The organism is Actinoallomurus sp. NPDC050550, assembly GCF_040655075.1.
Taxonomy (GTDB): domain Bacteria; phylum Actinomycetota; class Actinomycetes; order Streptosporangiales; family Streptosporangiaceae; genus Actinoallomurus.
Genome location: NZ_JBFAJC010000028.1, coordinates 16,812 through 32,088, shown reverse-complemented (window position 1 = coordinate 32,088; position 15,277 = coordinate 16,812). Strand labels below are relative to the sequence as shown.

The 15,277-nt window shown below is 70.2% G+C and carries 14 protein-coding genes; 2 read left to right on the top strand and 12 right to left on the bottom strand.

Translation table 11 applies throughout. From position 1 onward, the window contains the following. A complete protein-coding gene (locus AB0I04_RS32315; protein WP_360892972.1) occupies positions 1–1,356 on the top strand; it encodes an FtsX-like permease family protein in 1,356 nt (451 codons plus the stop codon). Positions 1,357–1,419: 63 nt separating this feature from the next. On the opposite strand, the gene AB0I04_RS32310 is transcribed toward AB0I04_RS32315, so the two are convergent. The 3 genes from AB0I04_RS32310 to AB0I04_RS32300 all read right to left on the bottom strand — a co-directional run bounded on the left by AB0I04_RS32310 (position 1,420) and on the right by AB0I04_RS32300 (position 4,469). After that, complete coding sequence (locus AB0I04_RS32310; protein ID WP_360892969.1) at positions 1,420–2,052, bottom strand: hypothetical protein; 633 nt, start codon at positions 2,050–2,052, stop codon at positions 1,420–1,422. Beyond that, the gene (locus AB0I04_RS32305) at positions 2,034–3,119 is read right to left on the bottom strand and encodes an adenosine deaminase (RefSeq protein WP_360892966.1); all 1,086 of its coding nucleotides are present in this window, start codon (positions 3,117–3,119) and stop codon (positions 2,034–2,036) included. The genes AB0I04_RS32310 and AB0I04_RS32305 overlap by 19 nt, the downstream gene beginning before the upstream one ends. A gap of 198 nt (positions 3,120–3,317) precedes the next feature. After that, positions 3,318–4,469 (bottom strand): transposase, encoded by a 1,152-nt coding sequence (locus tag AB0I04_RS32300; protein ID WP_360892963.1) that lies wholly within the window; start codon positions 4,467–4,469, stop codon positions 3,318–3,320. Between the two features lie 138 nt (positions 4,470–4,607). Here AB0I04_RS32300 and AB0I04_RS32295 point away from each other — a divergent pair, with 138 nt between their 5' ends. Continuing rightward, positions 4,608–4,898, top strand: a complete 291-nt coding sequence (locus AB0I04_RS32295; RefSeq protein WP_360892960.1) for a DUF4190 domain-containing protein — start codon at positions 4,608–4,610, stop codon at positions 4,896–4,898. A 1-nt stretch (position 4,899) separates the two neighbouring features. Here AB0I04_RS32295 and AB0I04_RS32290 read toward each other — a convergent pair whose 3' ends face one another. The 9 genes from AB0I04_RS32290 to AB0I04_RS32250 all read right to left on the bottom strand — a co-directional run bounded on the left by AB0I04_RS32290 (position 4,900) and on the right by AB0I04_RS32250 (position 15,252). Beyond that, the gene (locus tag AB0I04_RS32290; protein WP_360892957.1) at positions 4,900–6,180 is read right to left on the bottom strand and encodes a thymidine phosphorylase; all 1,281 of its coding nucleotides are present in this window, start codon (positions 6,178–6,180) and stop codon (positions 4,900–4,902) included. Continuing rightward, a complete protein-coding gene (locus AB0I04_RS32285) occupies positions 6,177–6,575 on the bottom strand; it encodes a cytidine deaminase (protein WP_360892954.1) in 399 nt (132 codons plus the stop codon). Before AB0I04_RS32285 ends, AB0I04_RS32290 begins: the two co-directional genes overlap by 4 nt. Next, positions 6,575–7,834 carry an ABC transporter permease gene (locus tag AB0I04_RS32280; protein ID WP_360892951.1) on the bottom strand — a complete coding sequence of 420 codons (1,260 nt, stop codon included), beginning with the start codon at positions 7,832–7,834 and terminating at the stop codon, positions 6,575–6,577. Before AB0I04_RS32280 ends, AB0I04_RS32285 begins: the two co-directional genes overlap by 1 nt. A 10-nt stretch (positions 7,835–7,844) precedes the next feature. Continuing rightward, positions 7,845–8,939 (bottom strand): ABC transporter permease, encoded by a 1,095-nt coding sequence (locus AB0I04_RS32275; RefSeq protein ID WP_360892949.1) that lies wholly within the window; start codon positions 8,937–8,939, stop codon positions 7,845–7,847. Beyond that, the gene (locus AB0I04_RS32270) at positions 8,936–10,456 is read right to left on the bottom strand and encodes an ABC transporter ATP-binding protein (RefSeq protein WP_360892946.1); all 1,521 of its coding nucleotides are present in this window, start codon (positions 10,454–10,456) and stop codon (positions 8,936–8,938) included. Before AB0I04_RS32270 ends, AB0I04_RS32275 begins: the two co-directional genes overlap by 4 nt. 75 nt (positions 10,457–10,531) lie before the next feature. Further along, a complete protein-coding gene (locus AB0I04_RS32265; protein ID WP_360892943.1) occupies positions 10,532–11,575 on the bottom strand; it encodes a BMP family ABC transporter substrate-binding protein in 1,044 nt (347 codons plus the stop codon). Positions 11,576–11,788: 213 nt separating this feature from the next. Beyond that, the gene (locus AB0I04_RS32260; protein ID WP_360892940.1) at positions 11,789–13,051 is read right to left on the bottom strand and encodes an amidohydrolase; all 1,263 of its coding nucleotides are present in this window, start codon (positions 13,049–13,051) and stop codon (positions 11,789–11,791) included. After that, positions 13,038–14,204 carry a glutamate--cysteine ligase gene (locus AB0I04_RS32255; protein WP_360892937.1) on the bottom strand — a complete coding sequence of 389 codons (1,167 nt, stop codon included), beginning with the start codon at positions 14,202–14,204 and terminating at the stop codon, positions 13,038–13,040. The genes AB0I04_RS32260 and AB0I04_RS32255 overlap by 14 nt, the downstream gene beginning before the upstream one ends. A 268-nt stretch (positions 14,205–14,472) precedes the next feature. Then, on the bottom strand, positions 14,473–15,252 hold the full coding sequence (locus AB0I04_RS32250) for a maleylpyruvate isomerase family mycothiol-dependent enzyme (protein WP_360892934.1): 780 nt from the start codon (positions 15,250–15,252) through the stop codon (positions 14,473–14,475). Between the last annotated feature and the right edge of the window lie 25 nt (positions 15,253–15,277).

The following is a 15,277-nucleotide window of genomic DNA, read 5'->3' as shown; positions in this document are numbered from 1 at the left end:
GTGTTCGGATTGGCGCTTCGCTCGCTCCGGCACCGGGCCGGGGGCTTCCTGGCGACGTTCGTGTCCATGGTGTTCGGGGCGGCGATGGTGATGGCGTTCGCCTCCTTGCTGGACACCGGCATGGCCGCGGGGGTGCCCGCGGCGAGCCGGAAGTCGCTCGTCCTGATGGCCGTCGTCGTCGGCGGCTGGGGGCTCATCATGGTGGCCTTCTCGGTCACCTCAACCCTCACGTTGGTCGTGCGGCAACGGGCCTCGGAGCTGGCGCTGCTGAAGAACGTGGGCGCCACGCCGATGCAGATCGGCCGCATGATCGTCGGTGAGACGTCCGTCGTCGCGCTGGTCGCCGGCCTGGTGGCCATCCCGCCGGCCGCTCTGGCCGGGCGGGGGCTGCTGTCGTTGCTGACGTCCACGGGGCGGGTCGCCGACGGCGTCGGATACGCGTTCGGCTCGTACGCGCTGGGCATCGGGCTGGGCGTCACGTTCGTGGCGGCGACCGCGGCCGCGGTGATCACCGTGCGGGGCAGCGTACGGTCGCGGGCGGCGGAGGCCGCGCGGAGCGCCGCGTCGGGCGGTGGCCGCATGAGCCGCAAGCGGGCGGTCGCGGGGGTGGCGTTCCTCCTCCTGGGCGCCGGTCTGGCGGTCACGACGGCGACCGCGATGCGCGGCAAGGGCATCGACGCGATGCAGACGGCCGGTCAGACGTCCATCTGGACGTCCATCGGGTTCGCGCTCCTGGGGCCGGCCCTGGTCGGCCGGGTGACCGCCGCGTTCGCCCGGCCTCTGGAGAAGGCCGGTGTCCCCGCTTACCTGACGGTCAACCACGTCCGCCACCGGTCCGGTCAGCTGGCGAGCGCGTTGATGCCGGTCATCCTGTTCACCGGCATCGCCACCGGCACGCTGTACATGCAGTGGATCGAGAACGCCGCGACCACCGCGTCGGGCGTGGTCAGCACGGCCGACCAGAAGACCACCGAGACGTTGAACTTCACGGTGATCGGCATGCTGGTCGTCTTCTCGGCGATCATGTTGATCAACACGCTGGTCGCGGCGATGACGTACCGGCGCGGTGAGTTCGCCCGGCAGCGGCTCGTCGGGCTCACCCCGCCGCAGGTCCTGAAGGCGGTCGCGGTGGAGGGCGTGATCCTCACGGTGCTCGGCGTCGCGTCCGGGACGGTCGCCGGCCTGTTCACGATCGTGCCCTACAGCATCGCCCGGACGGGACGGGCACTGCCGGACGTGGGCGCCGGCTCGTACCTGGGCGTCGTCGTCATCGCCGCGGTGCTGACCCTTGGAACCGGTCTGACCGCCGCCCGGCGGGCGATCCGGACGCCGGCGGTGGAGGCGGTGACCCGCTGAGCGACCTCTCGCCTGAGGCCGCCTCCCGTCGCGGGGCCGGGAGGCCGTCTCTCGTCGCCGGCGTCAGACCAGGGCGCTGACGGCGGCGACGAGGAAGGCCGCGGCGGGTACCGCCACCGCGACGACGGCGGGCCATGCCCAGGTCACGACCGGCTCGGTCGCTCCCGTCGACGGACGGCGGGACTGCTCCTCGGCCATCTCCCGCAGCTGCTCGACCGCGTAGTCGGTCTGCGTGCGTCCCCGGACGTACTCGGCGACGCTGTCGGGCAGTTTCCGCTCCTCGCGGCGGGCCTTGGCCTCCATGCGCGCCCGGTTGCGCGGGGAGATCTGCAGGACGAACGCCCGGAACCGGCGCTCGCCGGCGTGGACGTACACGCCGTCGCCGCCCTCGATCCGCTCGACCGCGCCCCATGGCACCCGAACGTCGCGGATCAGGTTGTGGAAGCGGACGGCCTCGTCGTCGGCGACGATGCGAGGCCGGAGCCCGGCGACGTATGCGATGCCGCAGCCGAGGATCATGATGGTCGCGGCGACCAGCGAGGCGTCGTCGTCACCTCGCCAGATGATGTCGACGAGGTTCGCGGCGGCGAAGACCATCCAGGCCCAGCCGAAGAAACGCGCGGCCGGCGGCCGGAACACCTTGCCGCCCGCTGGAGTCTTCGGGAACACGGCGGCGGTCACGGGTGCGATCGCCACTTCAGCTGCGCGAACCCCGGCTTGATGACACCGTTGATCAGTTCGAGGCGCTCGTCGAAGCCGATGAAGGCGGACTTCATGGCGTTGACCGTGAACCACTGCAGGTCGTCCCAGCCGTAGTCGAACGCCTCGGCGAGCTTGGCGAACTCCTCTGACAGTGTGGTGCCGCTCATCAGCCGGTTGTCGGTGTTGACGGTCACCCGGAAGTAGAGGCGGCGGAGCAGCCCGATGGGGTGCTCGGCGATGGACTTGGCCGCGCCGGTCTGGACGTTGGAGCTGGGGCACATCTCCAGCGGGATGCGCTTGTCCCGGACGTACGCCGCGAGGCGCCCGAGCCGGGGGCTCTCCGCGTCGCGCTCGGCGATGTCGTCGATGATGCGCACGCCGTGGCCGAGCCGGTCGGCGCCACACCACTGGATGGCCTGCCAGATGGAGGGCAGGCCGAACGCCTCGCCGGCGTGGATGGTGAAGTGGGCGTTCTCCCGCTGGAGGTACTCGAACGCGTCGAGGTGCCGGGTCGGCGGGTATCCCGCCTCCGCGCCGGCGATGTCGAAGCCGACCACGCCCTCGTCGCGGTAGCGGACGGCCAGCTCGGCGATCTCCATGCTGCGGGCCTGGTGCCGCATCGCGGTGAGCAGCGTGCCGACCCGGATGCCGTGGTCCCGGCCGCCGTCGGCGAACCCCTTCAGCACCGCCTCGACGACCTGGTTCAGCGTCAGGCCGTTGCGGGTGTGCTGCTCGGGCGCGTAGCGGACCTCGGCGTAGACGATGCCGTCCTTGGCGAGGTCCTCGGCGCACTCGTACGCGACGCGGGTGAGGGCCTCGGCGGTCTGCATGACGCCGACGGTGTGGTCGAACGTCTCCAGGTAGCGCTCCAGCGAGCCGGAGTCGGACGCCTCGGCGAACCATGTGCGCAGCGCGCCGGGGTCGGTCGTGGGGAGCGCGTCGTAGCCCGTCTCGCGGGCGAGGTCCACGATGGTCTCCGGCCGCAGGCCACCGTCGAGGTGATCGTGGAGGAGCACCTTGGGGGCCCGCCGGATGTCGTCGAGCACAGGGCGGTTCGTCACGCCTCGCACATTACCCGCCGTACGCCCCTCCCATCGCCGTACGGGCCCCTCGGCGCGGCGCTGAGGGGCCCGTACGGCGACGTTCAGCCGGTCGTGAGGGGCAGCCGCAGGGTCAGGCCGCAGGAACTGGTTGGGCGTCAGCTTCTCGACCTTGAAGGGTCGAGCTTGCAGCTCTGTTCCGTGCCTGGCGGGTACGGTTCAGGCCGCGTCGTCGGCAGCGTGACTCACTGCCCAGCCCGCGGCACCGCGTGCGGCGATGTTGCGGGCTGCGTTCACGTCGGCGTGCTCAGCGAAGCCGCACGACGTGCAGCAGAACACGGCCTGAGTGGGCCGGTTCTTCTTGTCGATGTGACCGCACGCCGAGCACCCCTGAGAGGTGTAGCGCGGGTCCACGTGCACCACCGGAACCCCGGCACGGGTCGCCTTGTAGGCGATGAACTGGCCGAGCTGGGCGAAGCTCCACGAGTGCAGCGTGACCCGCTGGGGCTTGCGGAGCCGTACCCTCTCGCGGATGCCGCCCAAGTCTTCCAGGGCGATGCCGCGTGAGGTGCGTTGCGCCTCGGTCACGATGGTCTTGGAGATGCGGTGGTTGGTATCGGCCGCAAAGCGGGATTCACGGCCAGAAAGCTTGCGCAACAATCGCTTGGCGGACTTGGTGCCCTTCTTTTGAAGGCGCTTGCGCAGGCGGCGATGGCGGTACCGGACTTGGTTCAGCTGCTTGCCGGCGTGCATGGTCCCGTCGTCGGTGGTGGCGATGTTGGCGATGCCCAGGTCCACACCAAGGAACCCCTTAGGGGCGCACAGGGCGGGCTCGGGGACGTCACAGGTGGCGTGTAGGTACCAGTTACCGCCCCGGTACACCAGGTCGGACTCGCCCTTGCGGTACTCGGCCAGCATCTTCGCCTGCACAGGCGAGCACACAAAGGAAATGCCGCCACAGCGGCCCCGTACGGTCCATAGGGAGACGGTGCGGGCGTCGAGCTGCCAGGACAGGCAGCGGTCGTCGTACGGCTGAGCCGAATCCTTGCGGAACCTGATCGGCCTGACCTCCACCTTGGCGCGCCGCTTGGAACCCTCGGGGCCGTAATTCCCGGCCTTCAGATTCGCCTTCAAGCTGGCGTAGGCACCAGCGACCTTCCGCGCGACGTGGATCGCCGGCTGCGCGGACAAGCCCATCTCTTTTAATTCGCCGTAGACGAGGCGCTGGAGGGAGGTCTTGCCGTGGATGCCAGCGTCGAAGGCGCGCCGTGAGGCGTGGTTGGCGGCGCGGTTGGCCAGCGCAAGCGTCTCCCGCAACGCGGCATCGGCTGCCGCATCGGGAAGCAGCTTCACCTGCACGACCAACTTCATACCGGAACATTAACGTATCGCGTTCGACTGAACACGCTAAGTTTAAGATCCTGAAGTCCGGCGCGGGTCAACCGGCCACCCCTGACTCGGCCGATGCTGGACACGCGGTCCACGGCGGTGTTCCTCTATGGTGCCGTCATGTACCAGTACCCGGCTCCGCCGCCCCCGCAGGATGACAGTGGAGCGACGACCTCGATGGTCCTCGGCATCCTCGGGCTCGTGCTGTGCGGCCTGCTGGCGCCGATCGCGCTGTTCATGGGCATTTCGGCCAAGCGGCGGATCCGTGAGAGCGGCGGGTACCTCGGCGGCGACGGTCAGGCGACGGCCGGCGTCGTGATGGGCGCCATCGGCACGGCCATCATCGTCCTGGCGCTCGTGATCCTGGTCATCGTCCTCATCGCCGCCGCCGCTTCCACCGGCAACCGCTGAGTCAGGCGATCCTGTCGATAAGTAGCGGCCCGCGGGTGACCGCCGCGGAGGACACCTCGAACGTCCCCTCGATGGCGGCCAGCGCGCGCTCGAAGCGGGCCGGGTCGTCGGCGTGGAGGGTCATCAGCGGCTGCCCCGCCCGTACGGTGTCGCCGGGCTTGGCGTGCAGGACGATGCCCGCGGCGTGGGCCACCGGGTCCTCCTTGCGGGCCCGTCCGGCGCCGAGGCGCCAGGCCGCGACGCCGACGCCGTAGGCGTCGAGCCGGGCCAGCACGCCGGACTCCGTCGCCAGGACCTCGTGGGTCTCCTTCGCGACCGGGAGCGGGGCGTCCGGGTCGCCGCCCTGAGCGCTGATCATGCTCCGCCAGGCGTCCATCGCCGAGCCGTCGCGGAGTGCGTCCGCCGGGTCCTTGGCGTCCGTCAGGCCCGCCGCGGCCAGCATCTCGCGGGCCAGGGCGACGGTCAGCTCGACGACGTCCTCCGGTCCGCCGCCCGCCAGAACCTCGACGGACTCGTCGACCTCGAGGGCGTTGCCGACCGTACGGCCGAGCGGGGTGTCCATCGCGGTCAGCAGCGCGACGGTCCGCACCCCGTGGTCGGTGCCGATGTCGACCATCGTCCGGGCCAGTTCGCGGGCGTCGTCGACGCTCTTCATGAACGCCCCGGAACCGGCCTTGACGTCCAGCACGAGCGCGCCCGTGCCCTCCGCGATCTTCTTGGACATGATCGAGCTGGCGATCAGCGGGATCGACTCGACCGTGCCGGTGACGTCGCGCAGCGCGTACAGCTTGCGGTCGGCGGGGGCCAGGCCCGAGCCGGCCGCGCACACCACCGCGCCCGCCCGGTCGAGGACCGACAGCATCTCCTCGTTGGACAGCGACGCCCGCCAGCCCGGGATCGACTCGAGCTTGTCGAGGGTGCCGCCGGTGTGGCCGAGGCCGCGCCCGGACAGCTGCGGGACGGCCGCGCCGCAGGCGGCCACGGTCGGCGCCAGCGGCAGCGTGATCTTGTCGCCGACGCCGCCGGTGGAGTGCTTGTCCGTCGTGGGGCGGCTCAGCCCGGACCAGTCCATCCGCTCGCCGGAGCGGAGCATCGCGTCGGTCCAGCGGGCGACCTCGCGCCGGGTCATGCCGTTGAGCAGGATCGCCATGGCGAGCGAGGACATCTGCTCGTCGGCGATGACGCCCTTGGTGTACGCGTCGATCGTCCAGTCGATCTGCGCGTCGGACAGCTCCCCGCGGTCCCGCTTCGTACGGATGACGTCGACGGCGTCGAAGGTCACGCTAGGTTCTCCAGATCGTCGGGGCCGAAGGCGTCGGGCAGCACCTCGCGCATCGGCCGGATGCCACGGACGGTCTCCAGCAGCATGCCGGCGCCGCCGTGCTCCCACAGCAGCTGGCGGCAGCGCCCGCACGGCATGAGCGGGGCGCCGTCGCGGCCCACCACGGCGACGGCGACCAAGCGGCCGCCGCCGGTGCCGTGCAGGTCCGAGACGAGGCCGCACTCGGCGCAGAGCCCGACGCCGTACGAGGCGTTCTCCACGTTGCAGCCGGAGACGACGCGGCCGTCGTCGGTCAGCCCGGCGGCGCCCACGGGGAAGTTGGAGTACGGCGCGTAGGCCTTCGCCATCGCCGCACGGGCCGCCTCCCGCAGGGCGTCCCAGTCGATGTCGGCCATCAGTGCCCCCCTCCGCGACGGTAGCGCAGCCCGTCGGCGGCCGGCATGCGCAGCCGCTGCGCCGCGAAGGCCAGCACCAGCAGCGTCGTGATGTGCGGGCTGTAGGTGACGATCTCCTTGGGCAGTTCCTTGGTCAGGAAGAACCACGCGAGCAGGCCGACCGCCACGACCGCCGAGACGACCGCCGTGACCATCCGGCGACGGTAGCCGTGCCAGCCGGCCAGGACCAGGAGGCCGACGCCGAGCAGGAGGAGCATGGCGTGCACCGCGCCGGCGCCGCCGCGCAGCTGCAGCGCGTCGGTGTACCCGAACAGGCCCGCACCCGCCGCGACGCCGCCCGGCCGCCAGTTACCGAAGATCATGGCGGCGAGGCCGATGAAGCCACGCCCGTTGACCTGGCCCTCCTGGTAGTTGGAGGACGCCACCATGGCCAGGAACGTCCCGCCCACCCCGGCGAACGCCCCGGAGATCACGACCGCGGCGTACTTCATCGTGTAGACCTTCACACCCAGCGACTCGGCGGCGAGCGGGTTCTCCCCGCAGGACCGCAGCCGCAGGCCGAACGCCGTACGCCACAGCAGGTAGAACGAGATCGGGATCAAGGCGACCGCGATGAGGGTGACCGGCGACAGGTTCGTCAGCAGCCCGCGCACGATGCCCGCGAGGTCGGAGATCAGGAACCAGTGGTGCTTCTCGAGGTCGCCCAGCGGGCCGCCGACGCCGGGCACGCTCCACGTGGGGAAGTCCGGCAGAGGCGGCGACTGGGTGGCCCCGCCGCCGGTCTCGTGCGTGAAGAGCAGGTCCGACAGGTAGCGCGCGACGCCCGGCGCCAGGATGTTGATCGCGACGCCGGAGACGATGTGGTCCACGCCGAACGTCACGGTCGCGACCGCGTGCAGCAGGCCGCCGACCGCTCCGGCGACGATCCCGCCGAGCAGGCCGAGCCACGGGTTGCCGCTGAAGTACGCCCCGAACGCCGCGCCCCAGGTGCCGAACACCATCATGCCCTCGAGGCCGATGTTGACCACGCCGGAGCGTTCGGACCACAGGCCGCCCATCGCGGCCATCCCGATCGGCACGGCGAGCGCCAGCGTCGCGCTCATGGTGCCGCTGGAGGTGATGTCGGTCTCGCCGGTGATCAGCCGCAGGGCGATGAGGGCGGCGAAGACGCCGAGCCCGATGGCCAGCGCCCGCCGGCCGCGCGCCGCGCGCACCCCGCCGGTCCGCGGGGTCGGCGTACGGACCTCCTGGTCGATCATGAGATCTCCTTCACGCTGCCACCTCGCCGAGCTCCGCGGCGACGCGCCGCTGATCCATGCGCCGGCCCACCCGGTTGACGATTTCGTACACCACGACCACCGACAGCAGCACGGCCGCCTGGGTGATGGCGACGATCTCCTTCGGGATGTCGTTGAACTCGAGGATCTGCGACGACTGGTCGAGGAACGCCCACAGCAGCGACGCGAACGCGATGCCGACGGGGTTGTTCCGGCCGAGCAGGGCGATGCCGATGCCGGTGAAACCGATCCCGGTCGGGAAGTCCAGCGAGTAGGAGTACGACCCGCCGAGCAGCTGCGGCATGCCGACCAGGCCGGCCACCGCGCCGGACAGGACCATCGCGTAGATCACCATGCGCTTGGCGTCGACGCCGCTGGCGACCGCGGCGCTCTGGGACAGGCCGGTGGCCCGCAGGTCGAAGCCGAAGCGCGTCCTGTTGATCATGAACCAGAAGGCGAGGCCGGCCAGCACCGCCAGGAAGACCAGGCCGTAGATCTTCAGGTCGCTGCCCGGGTAGGAGATCCCCGGCACCCGCCCGGACGACGCGATGGGCTTGGTGCCGATGTTGTTGCTGCCGGCGACCTTCACGGCGAGCCGGTCGGGGCTGAGCAGGAAGGCGATCACCCCAGTGCCGATGAAGTTCAGCATGATGGTCGAGATGACCTCGCTGACGCCGCGCGTCACCTTGAGGATCGCGGCGATGGCCGCCCACGCGCCGCCGACGACGGCCGCGACGAGGATGATCACGAGCTGGTGGAGACCGGCCGGCAGCGCCCACGCGCCGCCCGCCGCAGCGGCGACCATCGCCGCGAGGCGGTACTGGCCGTCGACGCCGATGTTGAACAGGTTCATCCGGAACCCGATCGCCACCGCGAGCGCGGACAGGTAGTACGTCGCCGCGCGGTTCACGGTGTTGACGACGCTGTCGGGCTGCTTGCCGAACGAGAACATCGCCTGGAACGTCGACGGCGGGTTGAACCCGCTCGCCTGCAGCACGATCGAGGTCACGACGATCGCGAAGACGAGCGCGATGAGCGCCGCGACCGCCGTCCGCGCGTACGACTTCGCGAGCAGATTGGAGATCATGCCGCGCTCCCCTCTCCGGCGCCGGTCATGAGGGAGCCGAGTGCGTCCGGGGTGATGGTGGCCGGGTCGGCCTCGCCGACGAGCCGGCCGCGCAGGATCACCCGCAGGGTGTCCGACATGCCGATCAGCTCGTCGAGGTCGGCGGAGATGAGCAGCACCGCCAGGCCCTCGGCGCGGGCGTGCCGCAGGTGGTCCCAGATCGCGGACTGCGCGCCGACGTCGACGCCGCGGGTCGGGTGCGCGGCGATGAGCAGCTTCGGCTCACCGGACATCTCCCGGCCGACGATGAGCTTCTGCTGGTTGCCGCCGGACAGGGACGCCGCGGTGACGTCGATGCCGGGGGTCCGCACGTCGTAGTCCTCGACGATCCGCTCGGTGTCCCGGCGGGCGCCGGCGCGGTCGATGAGGAGGCCCTTCACGTTGGGCGACCGGGTCTGGTGGCCGAGGATGCGGTTCTCCCACAGCGGGGACTCCAGCAGCAGGCCGTGCCGGTGCCGGTCCTCGGGGATGAACCCGATGCCCAGCTCCCGGCGGTGCCGGGTCGACCGGCCGACCAGGTCCTCACCACCGAGCCGGATCACGCCGTACTCGACCGGCAGCATGCCCATGATCGCCTCGACGAGCTCGGCCTGGCCGTTGCCCTCGACGCCGGCGATGCCGAGGATCTCGCCCTCGTGGATGGTCAGGGAGACGTCGTCGACGACGGCGCGACCGCTCGCGTTGCGGACCGTGACGCCATCGAGGGTCAGCACCGGCACGTCGGTCACCGTGGACTCCCGCAGCTCGGGGACCGGCAGCTCGCTGCCGACCATGAGCTCGGCCAGCTGCCGGGCGGAGACCTCCTTGGGATCGGCGGAGGCGACGGTCGTGCCCCGGCGGATCACCGTGATCGCGTCGGCGACCTTGAGGACCTCGTCGAGCTTGTGCGAGATGAAGATGACGGTCAGGCCCTCGCGCTTGAGCTCTTCGAGGTTGGCGAAGAGCTCGTCGACCTCCTGCGGCACGAGGACCGCGGTCGGCTCGTCGAGGATGAGGATCTTCGCGCCTCGGTAGAGGACCTTGAGGATCTCGACGCGCTGGCGAGCGCCGACGCCGAGGTCCTCGACCAGGCCATCCGGTGCGACGCCGAGGCCGTACTGGTCGGAGATCTCCTTGATCCGCTTGCGCGCGCCGCCACCGATGCCGTGGAGCTTCTCCGCGCCGAGGACGACGTTCTCCAGGACGGTGAGATTGTCGGCGAGCATGAAGTGCTGGTGCACCATGCCGATGCCGCGCGCGATGGCGTCGGCGGGCGAATGAAGATCCGCCAACGCGCCGTTGACCTTGATCGTCCCCTCGTCCGGCCGTTGCATGCCGTAGAGGATCTTCATCAGGGTCGACTTGCCCGCGCCGTTCTCCCCGACGATCGCGTGGACGGTGCCCGCCGCGACCGTGATGTCGATGTCGTGGTTCGCCACGACGCCGGGGAAGCGCTTCGTGATGCCGTGCAGCTCGACCGCCGGCTCAGTCGTGGACATGCCCTGCTCCCGCACCAGTGGGCCCGGGAGGGAGACCGAAGCGGCCGTCCACCCGGGCCCGAGCCCTTACCGCCGTCACTTCTCGGGCGGTGTGATCTTTCCGGAGACGATCTGCTGCTTCAGGTCGTCGAGGGTCGCCGGCAGGTCGCCCAGCGCCGTCGGGTTCGACTTGGAGTAGTCGATGCCGTCGTTCTTGAGGCTGAACCGCTGGTCGCCCTTGGCGAACTTGCCGTCGCCGACGTCCTTGACGAAGTTGAACACCGCGGTGTCCACGCGCTTGAGCATCGAGGTCAGCACGTACGGCTTCTCGTCGGCGGACGCCGTCTGGTACTGGTCGGAGTCGACGCCGATGAACCACTTCTTCGCGGAGGTGGCCGCCTGCAGCGAACCGGTGCCGGACAGGCCGGCCGCCGCGTAGACCACGTCCGCGCCCTGGTCGTACATGCCCTGGGCGATCGTCTTGCCCTTGGCAGGGTCCTTGAAGCCACCGAAGTCCGGCGGCTGGGAGATGTACTTGATCTGGATCTTGACGTTCGGGTTGATCTTCTTGGCGCCCGCGACGTACCCGGCCTCGAACTTCTTGATCAGCGGGGTCGCGACGCCGCCGACGAAGCCGATGTTGCCGGTCTTGGACTTCTTGGCCGCCGCCGCGCCGACGAGGTAGGAGCCCTCCTGCTCGGCGAACAGCAGGTCGGCGACGTTCGCCTGCTGGACCGAGTCGTCGTCGATGATCGCGAACTTGGTGTTCGGGAACTTCGGCGCGACCTTGGCGAGCGCCGGCGCGTACACGAAGCCGACCGCGATCACGGGGTTGTAGCCCGACTGAGCCAGCAGCTGCAGGCGCTGGATCTTGTCGTTGTCGCTCTCGCCCTCTTTGGCCTCGATGTCCTTGACGTCGAGCTTCAGGTCGCTCTGGACCTTCTGCAGGCCGGCGTACGCGGCGTCGTTGAACGACTTGTCACCCCGGCCGCCCACGTCGTACGCGAGACCGACCTTGAGGGACTTCTTGCCGTCGCCGCCGCCACCCCCGGTGCTGGCCTTCTTGCCACCGCAGCCGGCGGCGCTCAGTGCAAGCACCGCGCTCGCGACCACGGCGGTCATCTTCACTGCACGGCGCAAGGTGGTTCCTCCAATTTGACCCCGACCGAAATGTGCTTCTTGGCACGAATCTCTCGGACCATAGTCGGAGCCAGGGGCGGAACGAACCAAAGCAACCGTGTCGCAACGCGTCCGTTATCAAGGCGAGAGCGCATCGTCACTGGTCAGGCCGTCAGAGGGGAACGTACGGGGGCGGCCGGGGGTCGTGGCCGCCCGCGTCAGGACAAGTGATCGTTACGCGGCGGGTTCACCGATCGGCTCGGTGGCGTCGGCGCGGCTCTCCCAGAGGGCGGTCAGTGCCGTGGCGACCATGATCCGTACGCCGATGCCGATGCTCCGCTCGTCCACGTCAAAGGTGCCGCGATGCAGGTCGTACGCACCGGCCATGCCGGGCGCCGCGACACCGAGGCGCGCGAGTGCGCCGGGGATCGACTCGAGGAACCAGCCGAAGTCCTCACCGCCGAGACTCTGCGGGGTGCCCGTGGCGCCGTCCTCACCCAGGACGCTGCCGACGGCGGTGCGGAACATGTCGACGCTCGTCTTCTCGTTGACCGTCGGGGGAACGCCGCGCACATAGTCCAACTCGGCCTTCACGTCGTACGCGCTGGCCACCGAGTCGAGCAGGGTCTTCATCAACTCGGGCGCGGAGTGCCACGCCTCCTCGTCGAGGCAGCGCACGGTGCCCTGGGCGATGCCGTCGTCGGGGATGGCGTTGGCGACCGACCCGGCCGACACCCGGCCCCACACGAGGCTGAGGCTGGAACGCGGGTCGACGCGCCGCGACAGGGCCGCCGGCAGCTCAGTGACGATCTTGGCCAGGGCGTACACCAGGTCGGCGGTGAGGTGGGGGCGCGCGGTGTGGCCGCCCGGCCCGGCGACCCGGACGTTCACCTTGTCGCAGGCCGCGGTGATGGGGCCGACCCGCAGGCCCAGGCGGCCGACCTCCAGACGCGGATCGCAATGGAGGGCGAAGATGCGGTCGACTCCGGCGATGCCGCCGGCGGCCAGGACGTCCAGGGCGCCGCCCGGCGTCTCCTCGGCCGGCTGGAAGATCAGCCGGACCCGTCCGGGCACGAGACCGGCCGCGGCCTGCCGGGCGAAGAACTGCCCCACCCCGAGCAGGATCGTGGTGTGCACGTCATGGCCGCAGGCGTGGCAGACGCCGGGCACCGTCGAGCGGTAGGGGACGTCCTTCTCGTCGGACAGGGGAAGCGCGTCGATGTCGGCGCGCAGGCCGACGACCGGCCCGTCGCCGTTGCCGACGTCGCAGATCAGGCCAGTGCCCTTGGGGAGCCGCTTGGGCCGCAGCCCCGCCGCGGTCAGCGCCTCGGCAAGGCTCGCCGTCGTACGGTGCTCGGCGAAACCGAGCTCCGGGTGCATGTGCAAGTCCCGGCGGAAGGCGATGAGATCGCTCTCGTGCTCGGCCAGAAAGGAGTCGAGTTGCGGTCTCAGCCCTCCTCCTGATGGCTCATTACCGGGGAGTTCAGGCCCCCGCATGTGTCACCTCCCGTGGATTGACGAACCGGTCCTCCCGGAACTCCGTGAGAGCCGCGGTAACGACGTCCTCCAGGCCACCGCCATCGGCGACGATGGCGCGCTGCCGCTCATAGGAGGCGCCATGGTCGAGGACGTCGGAGAGCACCTTCAGATCTTCGGCGCAGCCGAGTCGGTCCGCTATCGGCTCCAGCTCCCGGACCAGCTCATAGAGCTCGTCGCGGAGCGGAGCGGTCGTCCCGTGATCGTCGGTGATCACGATGGCGTCCAGGCCGTACCGGGTCGTTCGCCATTTGTTGTCGCGTACGACCCAGGCGGCTGGGCTGGGCAAAGTGTATCCGCGATCGAGCTGGTGATCGAAGAGTTCGACGAGGCACTGGCACAGCGCCGTGGCCATTCCGACCTCGCGGAGCGTCGGAATGCCGTCGAACATCCGGATCTCGATCGTGCCGAAATCCGGATGCGGCCGGATGTCCCACCAGACCTCTTTGATGCTCCTGATCGCCTTGGCGCGTAGCAGCGTGTCCATGTACGCCTCGAACTCCGCCCAGTCCGCCAGCAGGTGCGGCGGGCCGGCGGTGGGCAGCGCCCCGAAGACGACGGCCCGGCTCGAGGCCAGTCCCGTGTCGTCGCCGCACCAGAAGGGGCTCGACGCGGTCAGCGCGAGGAAGTGCGGGAGATAGGCGGACAGGGCATTAACGATCGGGATGGCCTTGTCGACGGACCGGATCCCGACGTGGACGTGCACGCCATACGTCTGGATGCGCCGGGCCAGCCACTGGTACTGCTCGACGAGCTCGGCGTAGCGCTGGATCGGCGCCATCTCCGCGTCGCGCCAGTCGCTGATCGGATGCGTTCCGGTGCAGGCCAGCTCGATGCCGCGCGGCTCAGCGACGGAGCGCAGCTCGGCGATCGTGGCGGCGAGGTCGGCGCGTGCCTCGGAGACCGTGTGGCACACGTCGGTGACGATCTCCACGGTCGACTCCATGAGCTCATGGCGGATCTTGGGATTGCGCTCGGCCTCACTGAGCCCGGGCAGCGCCCCCAGCACCTGTCCGGCATCCTGACGAAGGCACCGGGTCTGGTCGTCGATGAGCTGAAGCTCCCACTCGACGCCCAAAGTCGCACCCCGAGAGGCGTTGAACTCGATGGCCACGGCCAACCTCCGTCGTCCCTCAATCCTTGCAGGTTAATGCCGTCCGTGTGGCGTAATTCGGCCAGCACGTCGGCCGCCTCGAGTGACCACCGAAATCGCCTCGATCCGGTGACCATCATGCCCGCCAGCGGGATGCCGGCTCGGGACGCCTTTGCCCCGCGATGCGCGATTGACTCTTCTGGGGCACCCACCGAGCGGCCACCGCCATCCGTTCCGGCTATGAGCAATCCTCACTAATGACCATCTTGATCATCAGCCTCATCTGCCCCTAGGGCATCACGGACATTCCGGCAAGCACTCGGCCGCCGAGATCCCGGTCGCCGATGACCCGTACGTCGGCCTCGGACGGGTCCACCCGGCCGCCGCCGAGCCGCACGAACGTCTCCCACTCCATGCGGAGCCGCACGGTCGGCTCGGGCGACTCCTCGGCGAAGCGGGCCCGGCCGTCCGCGCCGACCTCGACGCACCAGCGACGCGCGGGCATCTCGAACACCACGATCTGGCCCGGCGCGGCCCCCGCCCGCTTGGCGACGGTGGCCGGCAGGGAGCCGGCGAGGATTCGGGCGACCGCCTCGGCGGCGGGACCGTCGAGGTTGCCACGCCGCCCGGCGGCGCGGCGGACGTCCTGCTCGTGCATCCACACGTCGAGCGCCCGGAACCGCATGAAGTCGCCGTACGTCATCGTCGCGCCGAACGGCGTGGTCACCATCTGCGTCAGGTCGACGGCACCGGAGCGCAGCGCCACCACCCGCCGGTCGATCACACCGCGCAGCTCGCCGAGGGTCTTCTCCGGCGGCCAGGAGCGGCAGAGCTCCACGTCGAGGGCGGTGTTGGCCACCGTCCGCGGCTCGTCGTCCGGAGCCTCCCCGAGCAGCCAGCGCTCTACCCCCAGGATATGGGCGTACTGGTCCTTGACCGACCAGCCGGGGCACTCGGTCGCGCGTTCCCAGTCCGTGGTGTCGAGCTCATCGCCCAAGGCGGTCATCGAACGGGCCGTCTGCTCGTAGGCGTCGATGTTCGCCCGCCACTCGTGGTTCATCTCAGGCATTCGTCGCTCCCGGGGGATCATCGCC

Coding starts and splice junctions, on each gene's coding strand:
- AB0I04_RS32295 (WP_360892960.1), top strand. CDS start 4,608: ATGTACCAGTACCCGGCTCCGCCGCCCCCGCAGGATGACAGTGGAGCG.
- AB0I04_RS32270 (WP_360892946.1), bottom strand. CDS start 10,456: ATGTCCACGACTGAGCCGGCGGTCGAGCTGCACGGCATCACGAAGCGC.
- AB0I04_RS32250 (WP_360892934.1), bottom strand. CDS start 15,252: ATGCCTGAGATGAACCACGAGTGGCGGGCGAACATCGACGCCTACGAG.
- AB0I04_RS32260 (WP_360892940.1), bottom strand. CDS start 13,051: ATGCGGGGGCCTGAACTCCCCGGTAATGAGCCATCAGGAGGAGGGCTG.
- AB0I04_RS32280 (WP_360892951.1), bottom strand. CDS start 7,834: ATGATCGACCAGGAGGTCCGTACGCCGACCCCGCGGACCGGCGGGGTG.
- AB0I04_RS32275 (WP_360892949.1), bottom strand. CDS start 8,939: ATGATCTCCAATCTGCTCGCGAAGTCGTACGCGCGGACGGCGGTCGCG.
- AB0I04_RS32300 (WP_360892963.1), bottom strand. CDS start 4,469: ATGAAGTTGGTCGTGCAGGTGAAGCTGCTTCCCGATGCGGCAGCCGAT.
- AB0I04_RS32285 (WP_360892954.1), bottom strand. CDS start 6,575: ATGGCCGACATCGACTGGGACGCCCTGCGGGAGGCGGCCCGTGCGGCG.